Annotated in this window: 25 protein-coding genes and 1 riboswitch; of the genes, 2 read left to right on the plus strand and 23 right to left on the minus strand. The window is 42.1% G+C overall.

The features are described 5' to 3' along the window. The 17 genes from fni to AC07VD_RS14920 all read right to left on the minus strand — a co-directional run bounded on the left by fni (window position 1) and on the right by AC07VD_RS14920 (window position 15,870). Complete coding sequence (gene fni, locus AC07VD_RS14840; RefSeq protein ID WP_217018347.1) at window positions 1–1,050, minus strand: type 2 isopentenyl-diphosphate Delta-isomerase; 1,050 nt, start codon at window positions 1,048–1,050, stop codon at window positions 1–3. 12 nt (window positions 1,051–1,062) lie between these two features. Continuing rightward, on the minus strand, window positions 1,063–2,211 hold the full coding sequence (gene rpsA / locus AC07VD_RS14845; protein WP_014477197.1) for a 30S ribosomal protein S1: 1,149 nt from the start codon (window positions 2,209–2,211) through the stop codon (window positions 1,063–1,065). Between the two features lie 232 nt (window positions 2,212–2,443). Next, window positions 2,444–3,118 carry a (d)CMP kinase gene (gene cmk / locus AC07VD_RS14850; RefSeq protein ID WP_024572170.1) on the minus strand — a complete coding sequence of 225 codons (675 nt, stop codon included), beginning with the start codon at window positions 3,116–3,118 and terminating at the stop codon, window positions 2,444–2,446. A gap of 78 nt (window positions 3,119–3,196) precedes the next feature. Next, window positions 3,197–3,373 (minus strand): YpfB family protein, encoded by a 177-nt coding sequence (locus AC07VD_RS14855; RefSeq protein WP_003230553.1) that lies wholly within the window; start codon window positions 3,371–3,373, stop codon window positions 3,197–3,199. 44 nt (window positions 3,374–3,417) lie between these two features. Further along, window positions 3,418–4,071 carry a cyclic di-GMP receptor DgrA gene (gene dgrA, locus AC07VD_RS14860; RefSeq protein WP_494721821.1) on the minus strand — a complete coding sequence of 218 codons (654 nt, stop codon included), beginning with the start codon at window positions 4,069–4,071 and terminating at the stop codon, window positions 3,418–3,420. A gap of 93 nt (window positions 4,072–4,164) precedes the next feature. Then, the gene (ypeB, locus tag AC07VD_RS14865) at window positions 4,165–5,517 is read right to left on the minus strand and encodes a germination protein YpeB (RefSeq protein ID WP_029726759.1); all 1,353 of its coding nucleotides are present in this window, start codon (window positions 5,515–5,517) and stop codon (window positions 4,165–4,167) included. A 34-nt stretch (window positions 5,518–5,551) separates the two neighbouring features. After that, window positions 5,552–6,469 (minus strand): spore cortex-lytic enzyme, encoded by a 918-nt coding sequence (sleB, locus tag AC07VD_RS14870; RefSeq protein ID WP_015714181.1) that lies wholly within the window; start codon window positions 6,467–6,469, stop codon window positions 5,552–5,554. A 138-nt stretch (window positions 6,470–6,607) separates the two neighbouring features. Next, complete coding sequence (gene prsW / locus AC07VD_RS14875) at window positions 6,608–7,264, minus strand: glutamic-type intramembrane protease PrsW (RefSeq protein ID WP_014480144.1); 657 nt, start codon at window positions 7,262–7,264, stop codon at window positions 6,608–6,610. 119 nt (window positions 7,265–7,383) lie between these two features. Beyond that, complete coding sequence (locus AC07VD_RS14880; protein ID WP_217018340.1) at window positions 7,384–8,358, minus strand: YpdA family putative bacillithiol disulfide reductase; 975 nt, start codon at window positions 8,356–8,358, stop codon at window positions 7,384–7,386. A gap of 108 nt (window positions 8,359–8,466) precedes the next feature. Further along, a complete protein-coding gene (gudB, locus tag AC07VD_RS14885; RefSeq protein ID WP_003230536.1) occupies window positions 8,467–9,741 on the minus strand; it encodes an NAD-specific glutamate dehydrogenase in 1,275 nt (424 codons plus the stop codon). A gap of 155 nt (window positions 9,742–9,896) precedes the next feature. Further along, entirely contained in the window at window positions 9,897–10,481 is a 585-nt protein-coding gene (locus tag AC07VD_RS14890) for a genetic competence negative regulator (protein WP_003230533.1), read from the minus strand. Window positions 10,482–10,639: 158 nt separating this feature from the next. Then, the gene (locus AC07VD_RS14895; protein ID WP_494721820.1) at window positions 10,640–11,419 is read right to left on the minus strand and encodes a metallophosphoesterase; all 780 of its coding nucleotides are present in this window, start codon (window positions 11,417–11,419) and stop codon (window positions 10,640–10,642) included. Window positions 11,420–11,505: 86 nt separating this feature from the next. Further along, window positions 11,506–11,949: a YpbF family protein gene (locus AC07VD_RS14900; protein ID WP_003230531.1), complete on the minus strand. Its 444-nt coding sequence runs from the start codon at window positions 11,947–11,949 to the stop codon at window positions 11,506–11,508. A gap of 62 nt (window positions 11,950–12,011) precedes the next feature. Continuing rightward, complete coding sequence (locus AC07VD_RS14905) at window positions 12,012–12,749, minus strand: LysM peptidoglycan-binding domain-containing protein (RefSeq protein ID WP_046663505.1); 738 nt, start codon at window positions 12,747–12,749, stop codon at window positions 12,012–12,014. Next, window positions 12,700–13,302, minus strand: a complete 603-nt coding sequence (locus AC07VD_RS14910) for a CPBP family intramembrane glutamic endopeptidase (protein WP_024573135.1) — start codon at window positions 13,300–13,302, stop codon at window positions 12,700–12,702. The genes AC07VD_RS14905 and AC07VD_RS14910 overlap by 50 nt, the downstream gene beginning before the upstream one ends. A 26-nt stretch (window positions 13,303–13,328) precedes the next feature. After that, window positions 13,329–14,819: a RecQ family ATP-dependent DNA helicase gene (locus AC07VD_RS14915; protein ID WP_494721819.1), complete on the minus strand. Its 1,491-nt coding sequence runs from the start codon at window positions 14,817–14,819 to the stop codon at window positions 13,329–13,331. Next, complete coding sequence (locus tag AC07VD_RS14920; protein WP_494721844.1) at window positions 14,812–15,870, minus strand: YpbB family protein; 1,059 nt, start codon at window positions 15,868–15,870, stop codon at window positions 14,812–14,814. Before AC07VD_RS14920 ends, AC07VD_RS14915 begins: the two co-directional genes overlap by 8 nt. Before the next feature lie 265 nt (window positions 15,871–16,135). Between AC07VD_RS14920 and AC07VD_RS14925 the strand changes: the two genes are divergently transcribed. Further along, window positions 16,136–16,384, plus strand: coding sequence for a ferredoxin (locus tag AC07VD_RS14925; RefSeq protein WP_003225461.1), 249 nt, complete (start codon window positions 16,136–16,138; stop codon window positions 16,382–16,384). A gap of 37 nt (window positions 16,385–16,421) precedes the next feature. Here AC07VD_RS14925 and fmnP read toward each other — a convergent pair whose 3' ends face one another. Next, window positions 16,422–16,994 carry a riboflavin transporter FmnP gene (gene fmnP / locus AC07VD_RS14930; RefSeq protein WP_124058524.1) on the minus strand — a complete coding sequence of 191 codons (573 nt, stop codon included), beginning with the start codon at window positions 16,992–16,994 and terminating at the stop codon, window positions 16,422–16,424. Window positions 16,995–17,147: 153 nt separating this feature from the next. Beyond that, window positions 17,148–17,282, minus strand: a riboswitch (FMN riboswitch). A gap of 208 nt (window positions 17,283–17,490) precedes the next feature. Here fmnP and serA point away from each other — a divergent pair. Then, window positions 17,491–19,068, plus strand: coding sequence for a phosphoglycerate dehydrogenase (serA, locus tag AC07VD_RS14935; protein ID WP_014664444.1), 1,578 nt, complete (start codon window positions 17,491–17,493; stop codon window positions 19,066–19,068). A gap of 42 nt (window positions 19,069–19,110) precedes the next feature. On the opposite strand, the gene aroD is transcribed toward serA, so the two are convergent. From aroD to resD, 5 genes are all read right to left on the minus strand, one after another. Then, window positions 19,111–19,878: a type I 3-dehydroquinate dehydratase gene (aroD, locus tag AC07VD_RS14940; RefSeq protein WP_342819521.1), complete on the minus strand. Its 768-nt coding sequence runs from the start codon at window positions 19,876–19,878 to the stop codon at window positions 19,111–19,113. A 111-nt stretch (window positions 19,879–19,989) separates the two neighbouring features. After that, on the minus strand, window positions 19,990–21,096 hold the full coding sequence (gene rsiX / locus AC07VD_RS14945) for an anti-sigma-X factor RsiX (protein WP_077671402.1): 1,107 nt from the start codon (window positions 21,094–21,096) through the stop codon (window positions 19,990–19,992). Next, complete coding sequence (sigX, locus tag AC07VD_RS14950) at window positions 21,032–21,616, minus strand: RNA polymerase sigma factor SigX (RefSeq protein ID WP_003230521.1); 585 nt, start codon at window positions 21,614–21,616, stop codon at window positions 21,032–21,034. Before sigX ends, rsiX begins: the two co-directional genes overlap by 65 nt. 203 nt (window positions 21,617–21,819) lie before the next feature. After that, window positions 21,820–23,589, minus strand: a complete 1,770-nt coding sequence (resE, locus tag AC07VD_RS14955; RefSeq protein WP_029726754.1) for a sensor histidine kinase ResE — start codon at window positions 23,587–23,589, stop codon at window positions 21,820–21,822. Beyond that, complete coding sequence (gene resD / locus AC07VD_RS14960) at window positions 23,586–24,308, minus strand: DNA-binding response regulator ResD (protein ID WP_003246107.1); 723 nt, start codon at window positions 24,306–24,308, stop codon at window positions 23,586–23,588. The genes resE and resD overlap by 4 nt, the downstream gene beginning before the upstream one ends. Between the last annotated feature and the right edge of the window lie 48 nt (window positions 24,309–24,356).

Below are 24,356 nucleotides of genomic sequence, written 5' to 3' on the forward strand. Positions count from 1 at the left end.
TTATCGCACACTATAACTTGATGTATTGACCCCTCTCTCTGTAAGCCAATGATGGGTTGCACCTTTGATCACAAGGGGCGCCTTTTGTAAATCGGCAATCGTTCTGGCGCCCAGCACGGTCATAATCATCTTTAATTCCTCAAGGATCAGCTGAATCTCCTCAAGCAGTCCTTCCTCACCGCTGTCAGTCAGCGCTTTTAAAAAATGCCCTGCCATTCCGGTGCAAGAGGCCCCCAGCGCAATTGCCTTTGCCACGTCAAGTGCATCCTGCAGACCGCCAGAGGCGATCATGGTGCTTGCAGGAAACTCAGAGCGGATTTCCGCCAAACTTGCAGCTGTCGAAATGCCCCACGAGTTAAAAAAGGAGATTTGCCGCTGTCTTCGGAGATTTTCGATTTTCGAGAAATTTGTTCCCCCGTAACCGCCAATGTCAACAGCTGCAGCACCAGCTTCATACAGCTTTCCTGCTGATTCTTTGCTCATACCGAATCCGACTTCTTTCACAATGACTGGTACACTGACATGACTGCAAAATTGTTCAATACGTTCCAGTGCGCCGCTAAAGCTTCTGTCTCCTTCAGGCATCACAATTTCCTGAATCACATTGAGGTGGATCTGCAGTGCGTTTGCTCCAATCATCTCAACGGCTTCCTTTGCCTGGGCAGCCGTTGCCTCGCTTCCCAGGTTGGCAAAAATCAGCCCGTTTGGGTTTTCCTTTCGAACAATTTCATAGGAAAGACGCTCTGATGGATCTTTTAATGCTGACATTTGCGATCCCACAGCAAGGGGAATTCCAGCCTGAGAAGCCGCTCGCGCAAGCGATTTATTAATTTCATATGTAAGTTTTCCGCCGCCGCCAGTCATTGCATTGATAAAAATCGGCGAACTGCTTGAAAGTTCGCCGATTTTTGTGGAAATATCTACTTGTTCTAATGCAAGATCGGGCAGACTGACGTGAACAAACGTAATATCATCAAGACCTGTTTCCCGCTTCTGGCCGGTGGACAAGGCATGATTGATGTGTTGTCTTTTTCGTTCTGCTCGAGTCACGTTTATCACCAATTATTTTAGTTTATTCAGCTTATCTCCGATCAGATCTCCAAGCTGGAAGCCAGTGCTTGTTTCTTCCTTCGCTTGATATTGACGGTAATCTTCCTGATCAGCTTTGGGCGTTTCTTCAAGTTCACGCATGCTTAATGAAATGCGCTCCTCATTTTCATTCACATCAAGTACCTTCACTTTTACAGTCTGTCCTTCTTCAAGGACTTCATGCGGCGTGCCGATGTGTTTATTGGAAATTTGAGAAATATGAACGAGACCTTCAACACCTGGAAGGATTTCAACAAAGGCACCGAAGCTTACAAGACGCTGTACAGTTCCTTCAAGCACATCGCCAGGCTTCACTTTTTCGCCGATTTGGCTCCAAGGTCCAGGCAGTGTATCTTTGATCGATAAAGAAATACGTTCATTATCACGGTCAACCGATAACACTTTCACTTTTACTTCTTGTCCCTCTTCAACAACGTCAGACGGCTTCTCTACATGAGAGTGGGAAAGCTGTGAAATGTGTACAAGTCCGTCGATGCCTCCAATATCAACAAACGCGCCAAAATCAGTCAGGCGCTGTACTTTGCCATCAAGTACACTTCCAACTTCAAGAGACTGAAGAAGTTCTTGTTTTTTATTCGCTTGTTCACTTTCAACAACAGCACGGTGTGAAAGGATCACGCGGTTTTTATCACGGTCAAGCTCTACAACGAGCAGTGACAGTGTTTTTCCTTTATAGTCAGTGAAGTCTTCAACGAAATGTGCTTCAACAAGTGATGCCGGAATAAAACCGCGAACGCCGATATCAACGACAAGGCCGCCTTTCACGACATCTTTCACTTCAGCTTCAAACACTTCTTTTGTTTCAAATTTTTTCTCAAGGTCTTCCCAAGCGCGGTCTGCATCAACAGCACGTTTAGATAAAATCAAAGCATCGTCTTCCACTTTTGTTACTTTCAGGTCAAGCTCGTCGTCTACTTTAACAACATCCGATGCTTTCTCTACATGAAGACTTGATAATTCACTGATTGGAATAATACCGGATTGTTTGACATTGATAATTTCTACATCTACATGTTTGTCTTCTACCTTTGTCACAATCCCTTTAACTACATCTCCAACCTCTGGCACTTGAACATCAATTTGATTCATTTCCTCTGTCATTTGAATAACCTCCTTGGTCCAAACCTACACAGCTTAATTAAAACGGTTTGAAAGCTGAACATATAACATGCCCGCTTTTAGCCGAATATGTATTAAAGAATCATCCAAAAAAGTTTTTTGAATGATCAATAAAAAGTTTTATTAGTATTAACTTCTAATAAAAGGACAGGTTTGTCAAGCAATAACATTCTATCTTCGTTGAAAAATTCAAAAAAAGTGGCATTTGCCATCCTCAGCGGGACTTTTGCTCCACAGCCTCGAGGATTTTATCAGCTACCTCTTGAATGGAAAGCGATGTCGTGTCGATTTCAAGAGCGTCTTCTGCTTTACGCAGCGGAGATACTTCGCGCTCTGAATCAAGCTTGTCTCTTCTTGCAATTTCCTCAATTAATGTTTCGAAGTTGACATCAAAGCCTTTTTTCACATTTTCTTCATAACGACGTTTCGCTCTCTCTTCAACAGATGCCAAAAGAAAGATTTTCACTTCTGCATTTGGCAGCACATGCGTCCCGATGTCACGACCATCCATGACGACGCCGCCTTTTTCCCCAAGCTGCTGCTGGCGTTTCACCATTTCTTCTCTGACACTTCTGTGCTTGGCCGCAATTGAAACTTGGTTGCTGACTTCATCTGTTCTGATCGCCTCAGTTACATCGGTGCCGTTTACAAGCACTTTTTGTCCATCTTTTGTTGTAATCAGCTCAATGTCTGTCCGCTTTAGCAGCTCAGCCAGTTTTTCTTCATCTGTCAGATCAACGTTTTCCTGTAAAGCCGCGTACGTAATCGCCCGATACATCGCTCCTGTATCAATATATATGTACGATTTTTTCTCAGCCACAATTTTGGCAACGGTGCTTTTCCCCGCAGCTGCCGGGCCGTCGATTGCAATCGATAATTTCTTTTCCATAATTCCTCTCCTTGCTCTTTTCTCCTCTATGGATTGTATCACGAACTTTATGAAAAAGGGTGAAAAATTGATGAATAATTAATGTTTGAAGGTTTCAATCCTATTGTTTTCCTCCATTTTATCCACCCCTTCATATTGAATCACTTTTGATACGTATGGTTCAATATGCTGATAGTGAAAAAGAAATTGGACACCAAGTAAAATGATGGCCTGAATGAACAATAATTTGATCAGCAGCCGTTCAAATGTTTTCATTGGAGCACCTCCATTACAAATAGTATGGAAGTGTTTGCCGATGTTTATTCCATTCGGGCCTTTCTTCTCTTATTTAACTGGCGCCGGATGCAGTATTGAAGCAAAGCCTGCTGTTCACCTGCTGCAATTTCTGAATACTCTAAAGTCATTTTTCGTTTTTCTGACTTGGGGTCAGTAAAGATTCGTCTGACAACTGCTTCTGTTTCTATTTGACGTGTGTGTTCCTCTTCAGGAAGACGGATGATCAGGCGCAATGATTCCCCCGATTGAAAAGAAAGGCCATCAGCTAAAACCACGGCGATGCCGCCTGCACTGATGTTATAAGATAGTGTGCGGATCTCTTCTTCATTTCCCGGCTGAATTTGCACATCTAATACCGCATCAGTTCTTACATATTGGCGGCGCTGGATTCTTTTCATTTTTTCACGTGGAGGCACTTCAAGACAGATCATTTGAAGTTTGTCCTTCACTTTACCTTTTATACGGCTTATAAAGCGATAAGGAACTTCGTCTTTTCCCACAAACTCTACCGTTACTTCCATATCGTTATGTAAAATCACAGTTCGCCCTGTAACTACATCAACAGGATACGCGATCAAAAGTTCATTGTTTTCGATGCTGACCGCCTTGCTTTTTGCCTTTTTCAATTCATTTTCTTCTATATATTCTAAAAGTACAGTTTCTCCAATCTCTATCATTGACTTCACTCTTTCGCATTCAATATACTCACGTTTTTATTAAAGCACGTAATGAAAAAAAGGAAAAGACATTTAGTCCTTTCCTCCTGTTTTTTATAGGTCTTTATATATAGGTTCTGCATTTTTTAGTTTTTCAACCTTTTCTTCCGATCCGTCTTTGGCATTGATATACATTCTGAATGTGTCATTTTCAATTGTTCCAAGCATTTCGTAACATAACACTTCTTGACCTAGTTCATTTGTAATCAAAGCGAGCCTTGTTTCTCTCACTTGTACATTTTTATTTAATTTAGACTTTGCCTCTGCTTCAGTAATTGCAGGCTTAGGTATGGTTCTTTTTCTATGAGATGTGAGGAAGTCTCTTGCTGAAAAGCCGACAACCTCACCGTCATCCAAGGCCACTTTCATACGAATTGCCTCCGGGTACATCCGGACTTTATTTTCAACAGGAACATATGAAAATACACCGATTTTATCATATTGGGCACTTTCATCAATTTCCAAATCATCTGTTTCAAATCCGTTTTTCTTTAAAAATGCAAGCGCTCGGTTCGATCCGTCATTTAAACTGATTTTCTGATCTTTCACTTCTCTGTTTTGGATCAAGTATACCGGATGCCCGCCCTTCTTCGTAATATCCATATAAATCACTGCTTTATGGTCTGGGTCTTTCATGCTGATGCTATATACATCGCGATTTGTTTTTTTTCCGCTCTTTACCACTTTAATTGAATAATTGTCATCTGGGGCAAAGCGCTCAGCAATTTGTTTTGCTTCCTGTTCGGAAATTTGTTTTCCCTTCAGATGGCTAAAGCCTTTCTCTTCTTTTTTCGTACTGGTGAAACTCGGGCCAAGATCAGTGCCAGTGGAGAATGCACCAACATTTTTTTCGACTGTTTTAAAGCTGTTGATAATCGTATTATCACTTTGTTTTTCGTCAGAAGCCAGGGCCATTTCTACGTCCATCCAACGAAGGTTTTTGCTCATGACAAGGTGCTGAACATGACGCAATTCATTTTGTATATCTTCGGACTGCTGATATAGCTTATTTAGTGATGTATACTCGTTTTTATCAAGCGGCTTTTGGTCCAAATCTCTGACTGACGTTTTATAGCTGAAATCGCCGATCTTTGATAATAGCTCTTCAGTTTTATTAAACGGCATTAATGTAAGCGGCAGCTGACTGACACTGTTATGAGCTTCTGATGTAATCCTCCACACATCGATCAATGCAGGCGACAGTGATTTTTGGCTGTTCATGGCAAGTGTTGTTCCGATTTTATCATGAAGCTGATCCATCTGATAGGTAAGCTCATGAAACGCCCGCTGATAGTTATTTTCAGCATGAAGAAGAACTGCGTCTTTTTCCTGGTGTTCTTTGTATCCCCAGTAGCCTGTACCGACTATTGCAATACCAAGCACGGCGATTAAAATTCCTCTGATCATTTATCACACCTCTTTTTATGCTTTCTCATATCTGCTACTCACAGAAAATGTGTTTACCGATTCTTTTAATCTGTGGACGCCCCCAAATCCACGGACTTGTAGCCGTATCCGGATTAAAGTAGTAAAGTGCTTCCTCTGATGGGTCCCAGCCATTGATGGCATCCAGCACTGCTTCTCGTGCCGTTTCATTCGGCTGCATGTAAATTTGTCCGTCGGCTACTGCTGTGAAGGCAAGCGGCTCAAAAATAACCCCCGCTACTGAATTTGGAAATAACGGGCTGTTCAAACGGTTTAAAATGACTGCTGCAATAGCAACCTGCCCCTCGTACGGCTCGCCCCGGGCTTCGCCATAAACCGCTTGAGCAAGCAGCCTGATATCGTTGTTGGAAAATCCACCAGGCATGTTCGCTGCTACCGCATCCTGTTTTCTTGCTTTTGCTGGTGTATTGTTTTGCTGTTTATTCGCATTCGCTTTAGGCTGCTGCGTTGTTTTTTCTGCAGGCTGTTTCTGCCGTGCTTCTGCTTGTTGTCTTGCCTTTTGTGTTGCTGCTTTTGATGGTTTCGTCTGATACTTTAGCGGAATTTTTCCGTAATGCGTGAATGTATTCCCTTTATTGAGCTGTTCCATGACATATTCACGATAGTATTTTGATTTACATATTAAGGTTTGCTTAGTTTTAGCTCCTACAAGGCCGTCAACCTCTTTTAATCCGAATTGATCCTGAAAATTTCGAACTGCCCAGTACGTCCCCCATCCATAAACCCCGTCAATTTTTCCGTTATAATATCCGTTGTATTGAAGACGCGCCTGAAGCTCGACCACATCATCCCCTGTTGCCCCTCTTTGAATGACCTGATTCGAAAAGGCAGAGATCGTTTCAGTATTAATAAACGTCGTTATTGTAAAGGAAAAAAGGATGAGACATGCCATAATCGATCCTTTGGACTTCATCTTTTCAAGCCTCCTACTGCAAATTTTTAAGTGTAATCGTATTTTCTGTAACGAGGTTATTTTTATACACTCTTTCCTTGTTATCCCTCAGAACATAAAAACTGCACACAAAAAAGCCGCACGGTTGCTGTGCGGCTTCTATACTTGCATCATATTAACGGAACGGGCTTTTTTCGCTTTACGCAAACCAAACCACCATAAAAATACCATAAATGGAAGCATATAATAAATCCAATTGCTAAGCGCTGTTAGGATAAAATCATATGATCCATGCAAAAGGGATGGGACAACTAAAGAAAGAGTAAGCCACTTTACACGCGCCTTATCAGCGGAAAAACGGGCTTTTCCAAGGTAAAATCCCATTATAACGCCAATCAAGGCATGGCATGAAACAGGCAGCAGCGCCCTGACAAACGCATGCTCCACGCCGTGGCCAATTAAATAAAGAATATTTTCGAGGGTTGCAAAACCGAGTGATACACTTGTACCGTACACAATCCCGTCATAATGCTCATCAAAGTGGGCGTGCGGGTAAACACTGATCATCAGTATAAACCATTTTAATGATTCTTCCAAAAACCCCGAAGATAAAAAAGAAACGAAAAAGCTTCCGCCTCCTACATTCTCTTTTTCAAGTACATACTGGATAAACATTATGGGAAATACAAGAACAACCCCGAGAAAAAACGACCGTAGCACCATATGTACAGGTTCATTATCATACTGATCTTTCAAATAAAAATAACTTAATAACGCGATGCCGGGGGCAATTCCTGCAGAGATGATTGCAAACATCAGGCAACCTCTTTCCTTTATATTCCTACGTCTATCCTACCATGTTGTTTAAAATTTTACATCTGTCTGCACTTAAAAAAACAAAAAGAGCATACGAATACATCATATGCTCCTCATCTTTAATGGTTTTCTCTTTTGGCGATTTCCGCTGCGATATGCCCCCCGTGAAACCTGCCGTTTTCAATAAATATTTCATTTGCATTGTTTCCCGCAGCAATAACACCGGCAATAAAGACACCTTCAACGTTCGTTTCCATCGTTTCTTCGTTGAAAAATGGACGCCCTGTTTCTTTATCAATTTCAACACCAATTTTTTCAAGAAATTGATGATCGGGATGATAGCCTGTCATGGCAAATACAAAATCATTTTTAATGGTAATGAGTTCTTTCTCTCCGGAGCGAAACACAACTTCATTCTCGGTGATTTTTTCGACACAAGCGCCAAATTCCATACGGATTGTACCGTTTCTGACGAGAGCTTCAAATTCCGGCAGAATCCACGGCTTAATGCTCGGAGAATACTCATTGCCCCTATATAAAACTGTGACACGCGCCCCAGATTTCACGAGTTCAAGGGCGGCGTCCACGCTTGAATTTTTCCCGCCGATGACAACAACATCTTTATCAAAATACGGGTGGCCTTCTTTAAAATAATGAAATACTTTCGGCAAATCCTCACCGGGTACGCCCATATAGTTTGGATGATCATAATAGCCTGTGGCGATGATACAATATGGCGTCTTGTAGGTCTCTTTTGACGTCTCAATAACAAATGTATTATTTTCCGTTTTCGTCACTTTACGCACCATTTCAAACGCATTAACACGGATGTTTTTCCGTTTAACGACTTCCCGGTAATACGATAAAGCCTGAATTCTGACAGGCTTCCTGTTCTCTGTAATAAATGCCACATCTCCGATTTCGAGCTTTTCACTTGAGCTGAAAAAGGTTTGATGCGTCGGATAATTGTAAATACTGTTAACGACATTGCCTTTTTCGATGACGAGGGCATCAATGCCAATTTGTTTTAGGTGAATGGCAGCAGATAGTCCGCAAGGTCCTCCGCCTATAATAATTGCTTTTTCTTGAATCATTTCTGTCAACTCCTGCGATTGGCATTTCACTTCATATTTTCTATTTCCGAATAAAAAAATCTCCTATTTTATCATAGGAGATTTTTTATTTTTATGCAAATCATCAACTTATATCCAGCCTCTAAAACGCGAAGCTTCAGCCATTTTGCGAACGCCGACCATATATGCAGCGAGCCTCATGTCAATTCTTCGGTTGTTAGCCATTTCGTAAATATTGTTAAATGATTTGACCATCATTTTTTCTAATTTTTCTTCTACCTCTTCTTCACTCCAGTAGAAGCCTTGGTTATTCTGAACCCATTCAAAATAAGAAACTGTTACGCCACCGGCACTTGCCAGCACGTCTGGTACAAGCAGAATGTCCCGGTCTGAAAGAATTTTTGTTCCTTCAAGCGTTGTTGGCCCGTTCGCTGCTTCAACGACAATTTTAGCCCGGATATTATGGGCATTTTCTTCTGTAATTTGATTTTCAATCGCAGCAGGAACGAGAATATCACAATCCAGCTCCAGCAGCTCTTGGTTGGTAATGGTATCGTTGAAAAGCTTTGTTACGGTACCGAAGCTGTCGCGTCGGTCGAGTAAATAATCGATATCAAGGCCTTCCGGATCATAAAGTCCGCCATACGCATCTGAGATGCCGACAACTTTTGCCCCCGCATCATGCATAAATTTTGCCAAATAGCTTCCCGCGTTTCCGAAGCCTTGGACAACGACACGCGCACCTTTAATATCGATGCCTCTCTTCTTAGCCGCTTCTTTAATACAGATGGTAACACCTTTTGCTGTCGCAGATTCTCTCCCGTGAGATCCGCCAAGCACAAGCGGTTTGCCTGTAATAAATCCAGGCGAATTAAATTCATCAATTCTTGAATACTCATCCATCATCCAAGCCATGATTTGTGAGTTTGTAAATACATCCGGTGCCGGCACGTCTTTTGTCGGGCCGACAATTTGGCTGATCGCTCTGACATACCCTCTGCTCAGACGCTCCAGCTCTCTAAACGACATATCCCTTGGATCACAAACAATTCCGCCTTTACCACCGCCATATGGAAGATCAATTATGCCGCATTTTAAACTCATCCAAATTGAAAGCGCCTTCACCTCTTTTTCTGTTACGTTCGGGTGAAAACGTATCCCGCCTTTCGTTGGACCGACAGAGTCATTGTGCTGCGCACGATATCCTGTGAAAATCTTTACTGAACCGTCGTCCATACGAACAGGTATTTTTACCGTTAATAATCTCATCGGCTCTTTTAACAATTCGTATACCTCTTCGGGATATCCTAATTTTTCCAGAGCCTTATGTATTACGGTTTGGGTTGATTTTAATACATCAAGTTTGTCCTCTTCTGTATGACCGGTGTTTCGATCGGCTGCCATTTGAGTTAACCTCCTAGAATCTTCTGTTTCTCACATGCTCCCTTTCAGAGAATAGTATACACCTTCATATGATCTGTGCATAGAATAAACGTTATGTTTTTCCATGTTTTTTAACGAAAAAAAACTGCTGAAATCAGCAGTTTTCCGTTGCATTCTTATGAAAAATGAGTTTGTATCGTCTCTACGGCATTACCGTCCATAATGAGCTTACCATACTCTTGCAGGCGATAAATCGTTAAAGTTGTCGGATTGCCGTATTCAGCCAGAACCGCCACAACCCCTTCAGCCGTATGTGACCCTAGATCTTCAAGGCTTAAAAAGTACTGCCCGTCATAGTGGTAGACAGTTCCCCCTGTGATACCGATTCGCTGTAAGCTTTCTGAAAGCTGAATGATATCTTCAAAGGAATGGAATTGATATATGATGTCCGCGCTTTCATCAAGCTTGACTTGCATTTCGATGTAATCATCATCATACTCATCGTCTTCTGAATCGGCGTCTTGGTTCTTTGTTACAATCACGACCATCCCTTGTGCTTGGAGAGAATACACTTCCACTGCAATCGGTCCATTCGCTTCAAAGCCGAGCTCTGTATTTGCTTCATTCATCATATCTTTAAATAACTGGTGGACTTTAAATGAGTCCTTCCAGAGGTCTTCTTTTGTCAATCCCCGGTCTGTCAAATCATCGAGGGTTAAAAAGATTTTGATCTTATTATAATTCAGACGCTCAAGCCGCATAACGTTCCCTCCTGCCTCTACTTGCACACAAATCATATAACACATTATATGAGATGATGAGTCATAGGTTCTTAATTGTTATCAGTTTACACTGAGTTCACTAGTAAGACAAGCACAATGCAGTTTTTATTGCCATACGGATTTTTGCTTTTTAGAAGTTATTCTGGCCCGCAAAGAGTCACAATGTGTGTTTCAGGCTCAGCACCTAAACGAAGAGGCACTTTTGTCGTGCCGTAGCCGTTGCTGATCAGATATGCCGCGTTTTTAACAATACCTGTTTTCCCCAGTTCATAAGGGCCAAATTTTCCAAACCTGATCTGGCCTCCATGGGTATGTCCGCTGAATATCACATCAATACCGTCATCTTCATTGATTTGTTCATGAATCTCCGGATTATGGCAAACCAGAATATTCAGCTGGCTTTCATCAAGTTCTTTGATGGCTTCCTCATAATGATCCATCTCCATCCTGATATCATCAACCCCCGCAATCGCAATCGTATGCCCATTGTATGAAAACGGGACTGACTCATTTCTCAGAGTGATGACGCCGTGCGCTTTAAATATGGAATACAGCTTATGCTGCCTGACTTCATAATCATTATTCCCCCACACAAACACGATAGGGACCCCGAAATGTACGAGCCTTTTGATGTTTTCCTCGATTCTCGCACTGGGCACCCCGCCCTCAGCTAAATCACCGCCGATTATAACCAAGTGGGGGGCATGGCTTCGCGCTTTTTCTAAAAGGTCTTGATCGATGAGACGTTTGTGAATGTCTGAAATAAAAAAGATTGTCAGAGGCGGCTTGCCCTTCATCTTTGATAAAGGAAACGTATGTGTCTTCAAATGATTGCCTTTTGCTGCTGCATACATTTTTGCCGTCATTGCCGCTGCCGCAACAGTTAGTACACCGGCAATTTTCACTGATAGCTTCATAAAAAACTCTCCATTCTTTTTAGAACTTATCAATAAGACGGACAATAAAAAAAAGACGTTTCTATCGTTTGAGAAAACGCCCCATTTTATTTACTTTCAAAATATAGATTAATGTCATATTTGTGCTTCATCATATGAAAAACAGACTCTCTCGCCTTCCATTTATCGGGCTGCGGCCAGAGATCAGTGCTTTTCTGAATAATTTCACATCTCAGTTTATGGAAATCAGTCTCGGATTTTTCTTCCTTTTTCTTGAAATAATATGAAGTGCAGTAGGCAAAAGCGGTTGCCAGCATCCAAAATAAATAAAAGGTATGGCTAAGTATTTCTTGAAGTATAAGCTGAGGCTCCGGGCTTTTGATCATGATCATAACACATAATAAGCCTAGGCAGATAAGTGAAGCCCATCGCCATCTGCGGCATTGTGCTGCATAATTTTCGAATTTTTGTTTTCGTTTTACCAGCGCTTGGAGCATCTGTTTGGTCGGCGCGTCTGTAAACTGATCCAGCTGATTCCATAAGGATTCCATACGCTTCACACCTTGTCCATTTTCATTGCTACAATATATGAACGTAAAATAAAAATAATACCCTATTCATCCATTAAGGGGATGTCCAAAACTTGTCCGGTGTAAACATCATTTCCATTCAGATGATTATACGCTCGAATTTTTTCTTCTCCTGTCCGGCTTTTATAATACTTCATGGAAATGCGGTATAGCGTTTCTTTCTTTTGGACGGTGTGCTTGACAACGCGATTCGGCACATTTTGAACTGGCTCAGCCGGCTGCTGTTGCTGTTCTTGCTGTTGTACTGTTGATTGGGAAGAGGAAGCAGCCGCGGCGGTTGCTTCCTCCTTATTTGCCGAGTCTTCTTTTTCCGCTACAGCAGTCTGTTTCTTATCATCAGCGGTTTTTGCCGGCTCTTTTGGCTTGGAATCTTCAGGCTCTTTTTTTGACTCCTTCTGCAGTGCGGTTTCTTTAGTGTCTGCGGTATCGTTTTTATCCTCTGATTTCGGGACAACCTCATATTTGCTTTGGCTGCTGTCAATAAAAACATCTTCATAATCGTCATGATTATCCGGGTGGCTCTTTAGATAAAATAAGGTGACTAAAACGATAACCGGCACAAATACAAATATTACTGCAAGTACTGTGAATAATGGCGTTTTTGTTTTGCCTTGCTTTTTTTTCTGTTCTCTTTGATTTTTTACAGATTGTCTTGTCGGAAGGCTTTCTCCATCATCGACATAATCGTCCGCCAATGCGGCGTTTTGATCTTCATAAAGATTCTGGGCTTTTCTTCTCTCTACTCTCGACATGTTCGTCATGTTTATCCCTCCTCACATGTTCAAAACGAATCTGACAGGCAAACACGGCATCAATGATAAAATGCGCCGTCATCGGAACAAATAAGTTGCCGGTCCATTCATACATCAGACCGAGCAAAAAGCTGATTGCTGTCACCATAATAAATAACAGCCATTTTGACAAATACCGAAAGTGCAGAGCGGCAAATATAAGGCTGGCCGCCCATAAACCGATATGAGTCTGCAGCACTCCCCTGAATAACATTTCTTCCGCGAAAGCAATCAGAAGCGTTAAAAATATAATATGAGGGATTGACCTCTTACTGAATATTTTTTTATTGATTCCGCCGTCATCATATAAATGAGACGGAAACCATTTCATTACTGCCATATCGGCTAAAATAACAATAACAGCTATAGAAACACCATACCAGATGATTCGCATATCGCGAATGTCCCAGAGCTTTAATACGTCCCGTACATCCTCAAAAAAGAACAGTCCTGCTGCAGCAGCGGCAAAGATGATGAGTAGCTGCGTCAAATATAACTGCTTCAGCATATCACGGTCAGACATATGCTGAATATAATCTTTTTGCTGTTTCAGTTCAGCTCACCTACAGTCTGCAAGCTGAATATCCGGTGCAATTCCGAACTCCAGCTGTCTAATTGCGCCATTTTACTCCGTTCCCCTTTTTGTTCATACAAGGATAAATCAAAATCGCAATGTGAACAGCACGGGAGGTTTCCGTCATCAGGCTCGTATGATTCATCAAAGTAGGTTAACAGCGCCTGCCTTAAACAGCCGTCACGCTGAAGTAAAAATGATACACGGTGCATTTTTTCCAGCTTCAGCTCCATGCGATATGAAATTTCTTTCTTCATCAGTTCAACTGATGTTTTTCCCTGCATAAAGAGATGAATCATCATACGGGCCTGTGTCTCTCCGACTCCATACTGAAGTAATACGTCACGAAGCCTTCTCTCATCCCGCTCCTCCGTCTTCTCTAGCACACGGATCACGTCGGCGATTTCTTCAGCTGTGACACTCTCCATCTGGATAATCTGTTCCTGCAATTCAAAATCCCCTGGCGCCCGCAGCAAAATGCTGACACTCGGCTTTCCGTCGCGGCCCGCTCTGCCGATTTCCTGCATAAAAGCTTCTGCCGTCTGCGGGAGGTGAAAATGAATCACATATCTGATATCGGGTTTATCGACACCCATTCCAAACGCATTCGTACAACATATCACATCAAGCTGGTTATGAATAAACTGCTGCTGAATTAAAATCCTGTCCCCTGACTCCAAACCGCCATGGTAAAAGTCGGCTCTGCTGCTCGTTTTGCTTTTAATTTCACCCGCTAATTCCTCAGCCCATTTCCGTGTCGGACAATAAACAATTCCCGGACCTTGCAGGTTTTCAACCAGCTGAATGACCCTATCTATTTTTTCGGCAGTATCCGCCGCATTTTCAACCCTCAGTGCGATGTTTGGGCGGTTGACTGAGTTGAGATGACGTACAGCATGCTGCAGCTCCAGCAGGTTCATGACATCTTGCAGCGTTTCCTTTGTAGCCGTGGCGGTCAATGCCAGAACGGGCGGGTGACCAAGTTTTTTTCTCAGCTGCCCGAGCTTTGAATAATCAGGCCTGAAGTCGTGTCCCCATTCAGAAATACAATGCGCTTCGTCAATAACAAATAGGCTGATCGGGACGCTTTTCAATTTTTCCAATACATATGGAGACTGTAAAGCTTCAGGAGACAAGTACAAAAATTTATATCGATGAATATGTTCTAAAACAAATTGTCTTTCCTGCCTGTTAAGCATGCTGTTCAAAGCTGCAGCACGCTTTTCCCCCCGGGCTTTGAGCTGCTGCACCTGATCCTCCATTAAAGAAAGCAGTGGAGAAACGATTAATACCATGCCGTCAAGCATATAACCAGGCAGCTGGTAGCAAAGCGATTTCCCTCCCCCAGTCGGGAGCATTGCAATGGTATCCTTCCCGCTGAGTATACTTTCAATAATGTCCTGCTGCCCTTTTTTAAAGGAAGTAAAACCAAAAAACTGATATAACGTTTGCTGTAATTTAGTCATATTGCTGCACCTGCTTTGTCAATGCCAGTCTGATTTGAAAGTAGCTGAACCGCTGTTCCAGCCCATCGCGAATTTGTTTGATTTTATTCGTCCGCATCCGTTTGGCAAACTCTGCGATTTGGAGCTGGTCTTCTGCTGATACATAGTCATTAATCATAAACGCAGGCTCATGGAGAGAAATCTCGACAATGTGGTCTTCGATCGTCGCTGTTTTCAGCTTTCTGATTTCAGCAATTCGATGTATCGGAAACCCTTGTTTGACCATCTGCCATGTTTTCCTCGTCGACTCTGTCAGGGCATTATCTAAGTGCACATCAGAAAGGAGATCCTTTAACAAAGCATCTTCACACTCCGGAAGAGAATGAATAAAATAATGTACCGAAGCCCAAAACATGATATAGACATACCATTCATCTTCTTTCAGCGTATCAGCAAGCTGCCTGCTCGTATAACCGATCCGATCGTGCGAAGTTAAGGAGTAGACAAAAATTTGCGCTGCTTTGTCTTCAATCATTTTCAGATGCGTCTCAAGCATGGCAAAAAGGCTTTTTACCATCTCTATATGATCCGTATGCCGGGACAGGTATTTCTTTACCCAGTGAAGTGTCTTATGATCCTTTGTGACAGGGATATACTGCCTGCTGCCTTGCTGTTTATGGGATAGGACCTGCACAAGCAGCGAAAGCCTTTTCCAAAGCACGCCGGCAGCCTGCTGATAATGAGCGCCGTGACAATGAACGGGCCAAGGCCGCTCGCTAAGGGCATGTCTCAAAACTGCTGCGCCGCTGGCTGTCACTTTGTATGTATCTGTTTCAGACATTGGCGAGAGATATGAATGCTTTTCAAGCTTATCAAGCGACGCAGAAATATCGCTTCTCGAACATTGCGCCGCCATTCCAAAGTATTTTGCAGTCTGAAATAAGCCGGCATCTTGAATGGTTTGTGACGACCTCTTGCCTTTGAATAGGTGGAAAACAGCGCTTCCCGACCGTTCCCCGTTTATTTTGCAAAGGCAATCGAGAACCATAATATCGAAGTAATTTAATGACAACCTATCCACCTACATTCTTCCTGACAAAAATCGTTGATTTGCTCTTTTTATTTTAACAGATTTCAAACAGAAATCGACGTTTAAAGTCATCATTAAGGGGGATGTTATGTAGATAACCCCTTATGTGATAAGCATTCTCAATCATTTTTCTGTTGAAATGTGGCAGCAACATCATTACAATAAGTAAGAGGAATAGGTGTTAAATTGATTAAATATAAAGATTGATCCATTTGTTCCACCAAGAACAATCTGGGAGGTTTTATTCATGGCAAAGTACACAATCGTAGACAAAGATACATGTATTGCATGCGGCGCTTGCGGAGCTGCTGCACCAGACATTTACGATTACGATGATGAAGGCATCGCGTTCGTAACGCTTGATGAAAACAAAGGTGTTGTCGAAGTTCCTGAGGTACTGGAAGAAGATATGATTGACGCTTTTGAAGGATGCCCTACTGATTCCATCAAAGTGGCGGATGAGCCATTTGAAGGCGACCCGCTTAAATTTGAATAGAAGTAACAAAAAAGCTCCCGAACGGGAGCTTTTTTAGTTAATGGATATGTGCACTTCGCTGCTGCTCAATCCATGGCTTAAGCTTGATAAAAATTAGTGAGAATACAACCGTAATTACAATACCTTTTATCATGTTAAACGGCAGGATACCTGCGACGACTGCTGTTTTTAGCGCGCTGTCGGATAATGCCGGTGAATGTAAAAACCATGTGTATGCCGGAAGAATTAGAACATAATTTAAAATACTCATTAAAATGGTCATCGCTACAGTTCCCAAAAGCAGGCTGACAGCCAAGCCCTTTGCTGAGTTGAGTTTTTTAAATAAGAAAGCAGTCGGTAATATAAAGAGTGTTCCTGCAATAAAATTCGCAATTTGCCCTACAGGAACTCCGGCCATGCTTCCCTGAATGATATACTGAAGAACATTTTTTATCGCTTCTACGGCAATACCCGCCAAAGGTCCGTAAATCAGAATGGCAATAATAGCGGGAACGTCGCTAAAATCGATTTTTAAATAATCCGGAAGACCCGGAAACGGGAAATTTAACAGCATCAAAACAAATGCGATGCTGCTCAGCATGCTGACCACAACTAATTTTTTTACTTTCACTTCATTCTCTCCTTTTCGATCACATCTTACTCGAAAACGGAAAGGTTCTTTTCCAGCCAATAAAAAAACCGCTTCATATATAAAAGCGGGGTTTCGAAAATTAGGCTAGGCAAAGAAACGTTTGAAAAATTCAATTTCAAAACGCTTATGAACCTCCATCTTCTCCCATCCAGACTGTACTGTCGGCTCCGGAATCTCACCGAATCCTGCTGTAAAGACAGCTCGCGGGCTTAGAGCCATTGGCTCATCACCGCCGGTAGGGAATTTCACCCTGCCCCGAAGATTGATCATATGAAATTTAATTACATTATAAACGATAACTGGTTGGCTGTATAGAGAATTGCTTCAAATTAAATATATTACCTGCAAGCTATCAGATCATTGATTTATTAGGCTTTACTTTTATCCTTTACTGCGTCAATACACGTTGACACTCTTTTGAGAATATGTTAAATTATCAGATATTTAGTTTGTCAATTTAGGAGGAAATCTAACGATGTTTCGAGTATTGGTCTCAGACAAAATGAGCAACGACGGTTTACAGCCACTTATTGAATCAGACTTTATTGAAATCGTTCAAAAAAACGTAGCAGATGCAGAAGATGAATTACATACTTTTGATGCTCTTTTGGTGCGAAGTGCGACAAAAGTAACAGAAGACCTTTTCAACAAAATGACTTCTTTAAAAATTGTCGGAAGAGCCGGTGTCGGTGTCGATAATATCGATATTGATGAGGCTACGAAACACGGGGTAATCGTGATCAATGCTCCGAACGGCAACACCATTTCGACAGCTGAGCATACATTTGCAATGATCTCTTCTTTAATGAGACACATTCCGCAGGCTAATATCTCAGTGAAATCCAGAGAGTGGAACCGCACAGCTTATGTCGGTTCAGAGCTTTATGGAAAAACGCTTGGTATTGTAGGATTAGGCCGAATCGGAAGTGAAATTGCACAGCGTGCAAGAGCATTCGGTATGACTGTGCACGTTTTTGATCCTTTCTTAACGGAAGAAAGAGCGAAAAAAATCGGCGTAAACAGCCGTACATTTGAAGAAGTGCTTGAAAGTGCGGATATCATTACCGTTCACACGCCTTTAACAAAAGAAACAAAAGGCTTATTGAATAAAGAAACGATTGCAAAAACGAAAAAAGGTGTTCGCTTAATTAACTGTGCGCGAGGCGGAATTATCGATGAAGCAGCACTTCTCGAAGCTTTGGAAAGCGGGCATGTTGCGGGAGCAGCGCTTGACGTTTTCGAAGTTGAACCGCCAGTTGACAACAAACTTGTTGATCATCCATTAGTCATTGCCACTCCTCACTTGGGAGCATCAACGAAAGAAGCACAGCTCAATGTCGCCGCCCAAGTGTCAGAAGAAGTTCTGCAGTTCGCAAAAGGCCTGCCTGTCATGTCAGCTATCAACCTGCCTGCCATGACAAAAGATGAATTTGCTAAAATTAAGCCCTACCATCAAATTGCAGGAAAAATTGGCAGCCTTGTATCACAGTGCATGAAAGAACCAGTACAGGATGTTGCCATTCAATATGAAGGCACAATTGCTAAACTTGAAACATCGTTCATTACAAAAGCCCTTCTGTCAGGCTTTTTAAAACCGCGCGTTGACTCTACTGTTAACGAGGTCAATGCCGGGGGTGTCGCAAAAGAACGCGGCATCAGCTTCAGTGAAAAAATTTCCTCTTCTGAATCTGGATACGATAACTGCATCAGCGTAAAAGTGACAGGAGACCGCAGCACCTTTACTGTAACGGCTACGTATATACCTCATTTCGGAGAACGAATTGTCGAAATCAATGGATTTAATATTGATTTTTATCCGACAGGTCACTTGGTGTATATCCAGCATCAAGATACAACAGGTGTCATCGGCCGAGTAGGACGTATTCTCGGAGATAATGATATTAACATTGCAACTATGCAGGTTGGCCGTAAGGAAAAAGGCGGAGAAGCCATCATGATGCTTTCCTTTGACAGACATCTGGAAGATAAAATTGTGAAAGAACTAACAAATGTCCCTGATATTGTGTCTGTGAAGCTCATTGATCTGCCATAATCAAAAAAACTCAAGCTATAAAGCTTGAGTTTTTTTATTGTTCTATCCCCGTGTGTTTTTATGCAAAATATCTAAGACACTCCTTAGCTCAAAAACAGGTATTTGACCTGGTGCGGACGCCTCTTCTCCAGCTCCAAAAGTACAAGCCGATCCAAAAACCTCACCGCTCAGCCTGCTGATGAGCCCTGTTGCAGCCATTGACATTGTAATAATGGGGCGGTCTGCATATTTTGTTTTCATTGTATACGTCGCATCAAGTAGCGTTAGGAGATCTCCAGTATCATTCGGCATGACAGCCATTTTGGGAATATGTGCCCCTAAATCCTGCATTTTCCGAAGTCTTGAAAGAATCTCATCTTTCGAAGGTGTTTTTTCAAAGTCGTGATTTGACATCACCACATAGACGTTGTTTTCTTCCGCCAGCGATACTAACGCCTTTACATGTGCATCTCCTGAAAATAATTCGATATCTATCAGATCGATGTCTTTTGTTTGGATTGCCGATTCCAGCAAAGCAAGATAGGAGCTTTCGTCCATCTCCATGCTCCCGCCCTCTTTGTGGGTTCTGAATGTAAATAGAAATAGCTTGTCTTCTAAAGAATTACGAAGCTTAGAAATGAGCTTTGTGACCGCTTCTCTGTCATTAGCTTTTTCAAATACGTCGACTCTCCATTCAACAATGTCCGGATTCAGTAATTTTACTGCCTCTGCTTCATTCAGAATTTGTTTTTCCGTCTTTCCCATCAGCGGAACGATGATTTTCGGCGTTCCTTCCCCGATGGAAACTCCTTTAATTGTTAACACGTTCACTCATCTCAAATCCTTTCAATCGTTACCTTGTTTTATTATACACGTACAACTTTTTTTTGAAAATTTCTATTATATGAATAGCAACTAAAAAAGAGCCTCAAAGGGCCCATTTTAGTTTAAGAAAATCGGATTTGGAGCAGCCGGTACCGGAATTGCATCTGATACGTCATATTTGCCGATTTTGTTTGTTCTGGTTTCGGTAAAGGTCACTTCTGTGAAGCCAAACTCTTTTGCGGTTAAAAGAAGTCCCTCAATCATTAAAATACTGGCAATAGAATCATCAACTTCTGACTCCTTTGAAAAGCGGATATATAAGTGTTTCTGTTTCTTCGTTACAGATTGGACAGCACCCGCTTGAATAAGAGGTGTCGTATCTTCTTGGCTGCTCGATTCCATTTCCTTAATCGCTTCTTTTACTGTATCAAAAGAATTATTTGACGGAACGAGAAAGTCTTGTCCTTGTTTATTTTGGTACAAGTAGTAGGATCGTTTTGACTGTTTGGGAATCGAAATTTCCGTAAAAGTGCCATATGAGCCAATCCGAACCCCAGTCTCATTTTGATCCGATAAAAATTTGACTTTTTCATAAGGACTCCATTTTAAGGATTCTTTAAGCAATTTTTTTAACAGTGTATCATCTTTTACAGAAAATGCCGTAGCTGGCTGATGGACTCGTATACTTAATTCCTTCTGCTTTGGTTTTTCCTTTATTTCTACTTCATCTATGAAGGTTGGAATTGTAATGGCATGATCAAGGATGCCCAATTCACTACTTTCAAACAGCATATCCTGGATCGTTTGGTCTGCATTTGTTTTTTGAATGCTGACGGGTATGATTGCAGATGTATCGGCATCAGCAACCGCTACAGTTATGTAGTTGTTCTGGTCCCTTTCAGGAACGACAAACGATGTCTGATCCAAGGATGATGCAGCTTTTGGGCTGTCTTCTGTCTCAGTTTTCGTTACTGCGTTCTCTTGGGACGCTTCTTTTTGTTGAGGCTGTGCCTGATCAAAGAAATGAGGAGAAATAATGAAGGCGATATAAACCGCAATTGCAGCGGCACACGCGGGGCCAATCCACCTGACAGCGGGCTTATTTTTACGCTTTGCCATCGTCAGCCGCTTGTAAATATCCTGAGGCGAACGATGGTCTTTAACTGCCGGAAGTTGACTTAACAACTCCTTTATCTGTTCTTCGTTCCATTCTGACTTCATCATCCATTAGCTCCTCCCTCAAAAGCTCCATATGTTTCCGAAGTACTTTGAGCCCTCTGTGTTGGGTCGTTTTTACTTTGCTTTCCGAGAAGCGCAGAGCCTTGGCTGTTTCCTGTATTGAATACCCCTGAATAAACCGCAAGATAATCACAGCTCTTTGATCGATTGTACATTGATCAAGCGCAGCATAAATTTCCCGGACATTTTCATGTTGAACCGCAAGTTCGTCCGGCAGCAATTGCTGATCCCTGACATCCTGTGTATCCCAGTCAAATGTACCGAGTATACGCTGTCTGATTGTTTGCTGTTTACGGAACCAGTCTATCGCAACATGGCGTGCGATAGACAAAAGCCATGTTTTTTCACTGCTTCTTCCTTCAAACGTATGATAAGAATTTAATACCCGGATATAAACCTCTTGAAGAAGGTCTTCTGTCTGGTTTTTATCCTTTACCATATAAAATAAAAATTGGTACAAATCTTGATGATATGTATCATATAATAATTGAAAGGTTTCTTCCATTTGAAACCCCTCCGTTCACTTTTTTGTCGTATGAATAGCTTGAAAAGTTACATTACAACTATATTACGAGTAACTGGAATTTGGAAGGGAATTTATATTAACATATCCTTAAATTTTATTAATGTTGGCTATTAAAAAAACACCCGCTCAGTCAGCGGGTGTTTCTTATGGAACAAGATTCTTCGGCAAATTCAGACTCGATTTTACCGTTTTGTCGGAATATAAAAAGTAAATGTTGTTCCTTTATCTATTCGGCTGTGCACAGTGATTGATCCGTTGTGGGCTTCCACGATATTTTTAACGATAGCCAGCCCTAACCCGGTTCCTGCTCTGCCCCTTGTCCGCGCTTTATCTGCCTTATAAAACCGCTCAAAGATAAATGGCAGATCTTCTTCCGGTATGCCGGACCCGGAGTCTTTGATATCAATTTTCAATCCATCCTTCACAGAATGGACTGAAATGGAGACACTGCCGCCGGCTGAAGTATGCCGCAGCGCGTTATCAATCAAATTGGTAAATACCTGCTCCATCTTGTCTTCATCAAACATAAATTCCTCTTCTGTGAGAGAAATGTCATGATCTAAAGCAATATTTTTTTCTTTCGCAACACCGGAAAACTTCCGGATGATCTTTTCTAAAAACTCATTCACATTGATTTTTTCATAATGTAAGCCTGTATGGCCTGATTCCATTCGGGCTAAATCAAGCAAATCATTAACTAAACGGCCCATTCGGAGTGATTCGTCATAAATGATTTGGGCAATTTCTTTCCGGTCTTCTTCAGAGCTTGCAATGTCATCAACAATTGCTTCACTGTATCCCTGAAGCATGGAGATCGGTGTTCTCAGCTCATGACTGACATTTGCGATAAAGTCCTCCCGCAGCTTATCAAGGCGGCGTTCTTCTGTCATGTCACGCAGTACGGCAACCGCTCCTCTGACATGCGATTCCGCATAAAGCGGCGACATCAAAAGCACCCATGATCTGCCTTGCAGCGTCATCTCAATCATTTGTTCTTTTTCAGTGCTGACAGCGTTTTGAAACAGCTCTTTTGCTTCAGGCGGAAGGTTGTCGCCTTCTTTGATATTCATGTTCTGTTCATAATACCAAGCCTGAAGAAAACGTTCAGCCGGCGGGTTGGTCACAAGAATCGTACCGTCAATATTAATGGTAATAACCCCGTCAGCCATACTGCTCAAAATGTTAGAAAGCTGCTCTTTTTCTTGATTGAGCGCATTGATATGAAAGTTAAGCTGCCGGCCCATTTGATTAAAAGCGGTCGCCAGTTCACCGATTTCATCCTGAGTTAAAATCGGGATTTTTGTATCGAACTTGCCCTTCGCCAAATCCTGCGCGCCTTCTCTCATTTTTCGGAGAGGGTACGTGACCCTGCTTGATAAAAAGAATGCGAAAAATGTGGTCAGCACAATCGCAATTCCAGCGGCAAGAAAAATATAGCGGGTCGTATGTTTTGTTGTATCTTTAACGGCAAGCAAAGACTGGGATAAAAAGACCATGCCTTTCTTTCCGTCTTTTTCATACGGGACACCTACAATCAGGCGTTCATTATCCGTGTCTGTATCGCTCAGTCCCGTCCGTTTGCTTACTTTTTTATGGTCTTTGAGAGCTTTATTTAAGTCTTTGTCATGCTGTATTTGCTCAACCGTAATAGACGACAGGCGATTTTTATCATTCGGAGAATACCAGTGGTTCTTCTCATCCTGGATGATGGCAATGCTTGTTAAGTTATCAGCGAGCTCCCAAGTGATTGACCTTGCCAGTGCCTGGTCCTCGTGATTTTCTAGGATGACAGCAACTTTATTCGCAAGCTGTGTTAAATCATTCTCGGCTTCTTCCACATGGTAGTTTTCAATAAACTCCAGCAAAAGAACCGTTAAAATGAACAATACGATCAAGACGAGTGAAAGGATCGTAAACCACAGCTTGCCTACTACGCTTTTCCAAAATTTCATTCAGCGCCGACCTCAAATTTATAACCTACACCCCATACGGTGACAATTTTTTTCGCAGCCTCCGGAGAAACCTTGTTCAGCTTCTCTCTCAAGCGTTTGACGTGAGTGTCCACTGTCCGTAAATCACCAAAAAACTCATATTGCCACACTTCTTTCAGAAGCTTTTCCCGATCATACACCTTGTCAGGCGTTTTCGCTAAGAAATATAGAAGCTCATACTCTTTTGGCGTCAGGCTCACTTCTGTACCATCAGCTGTTACGCGGTGAGCGTCATGGTCTATGGACAGATGTGAAAACACGAGCACATTTTTCGTCGGTGTATTGGCATTGAAATAAGAGGTTTGGGATGCTCTTCTCAAAAGGGCCTTTACACGCAGCACGACTTCTCTCGGGCTGAACGGCTTAACAATATAATCATCTGTTCCCGCTTCAAACCCCTGCACCCGGTTTGCTTCTTCTCCTTTTGCGGTCAGCATGATAATGGGTGTCGCTTTTTTTTCACGAATTTGCCGGCACACTTCAATTCCATCAGTCCCCGGCATCATCAGATCAAGCAAAATTAAGTCATAATTGGCTTCAAGCCCTTTGGCAATGGCTTCATCACCATTTTCAGCTTCATCTATAGCATAATTTTCACGTTCAAGATACATTCTTAAAAGGCGGCGAATTCTGGCTTCGTCATCAACTACTAATATTTTTGTTTCGTTCGTTTGGTCCATGTTTTCCCCCTGCTTTCCTTCTGTTACTTTCATTTTATCAAATCGTGA

It is taken from the genome of Bacillus sp. GW821-FHT01G09, assembly GCF_059422205.1.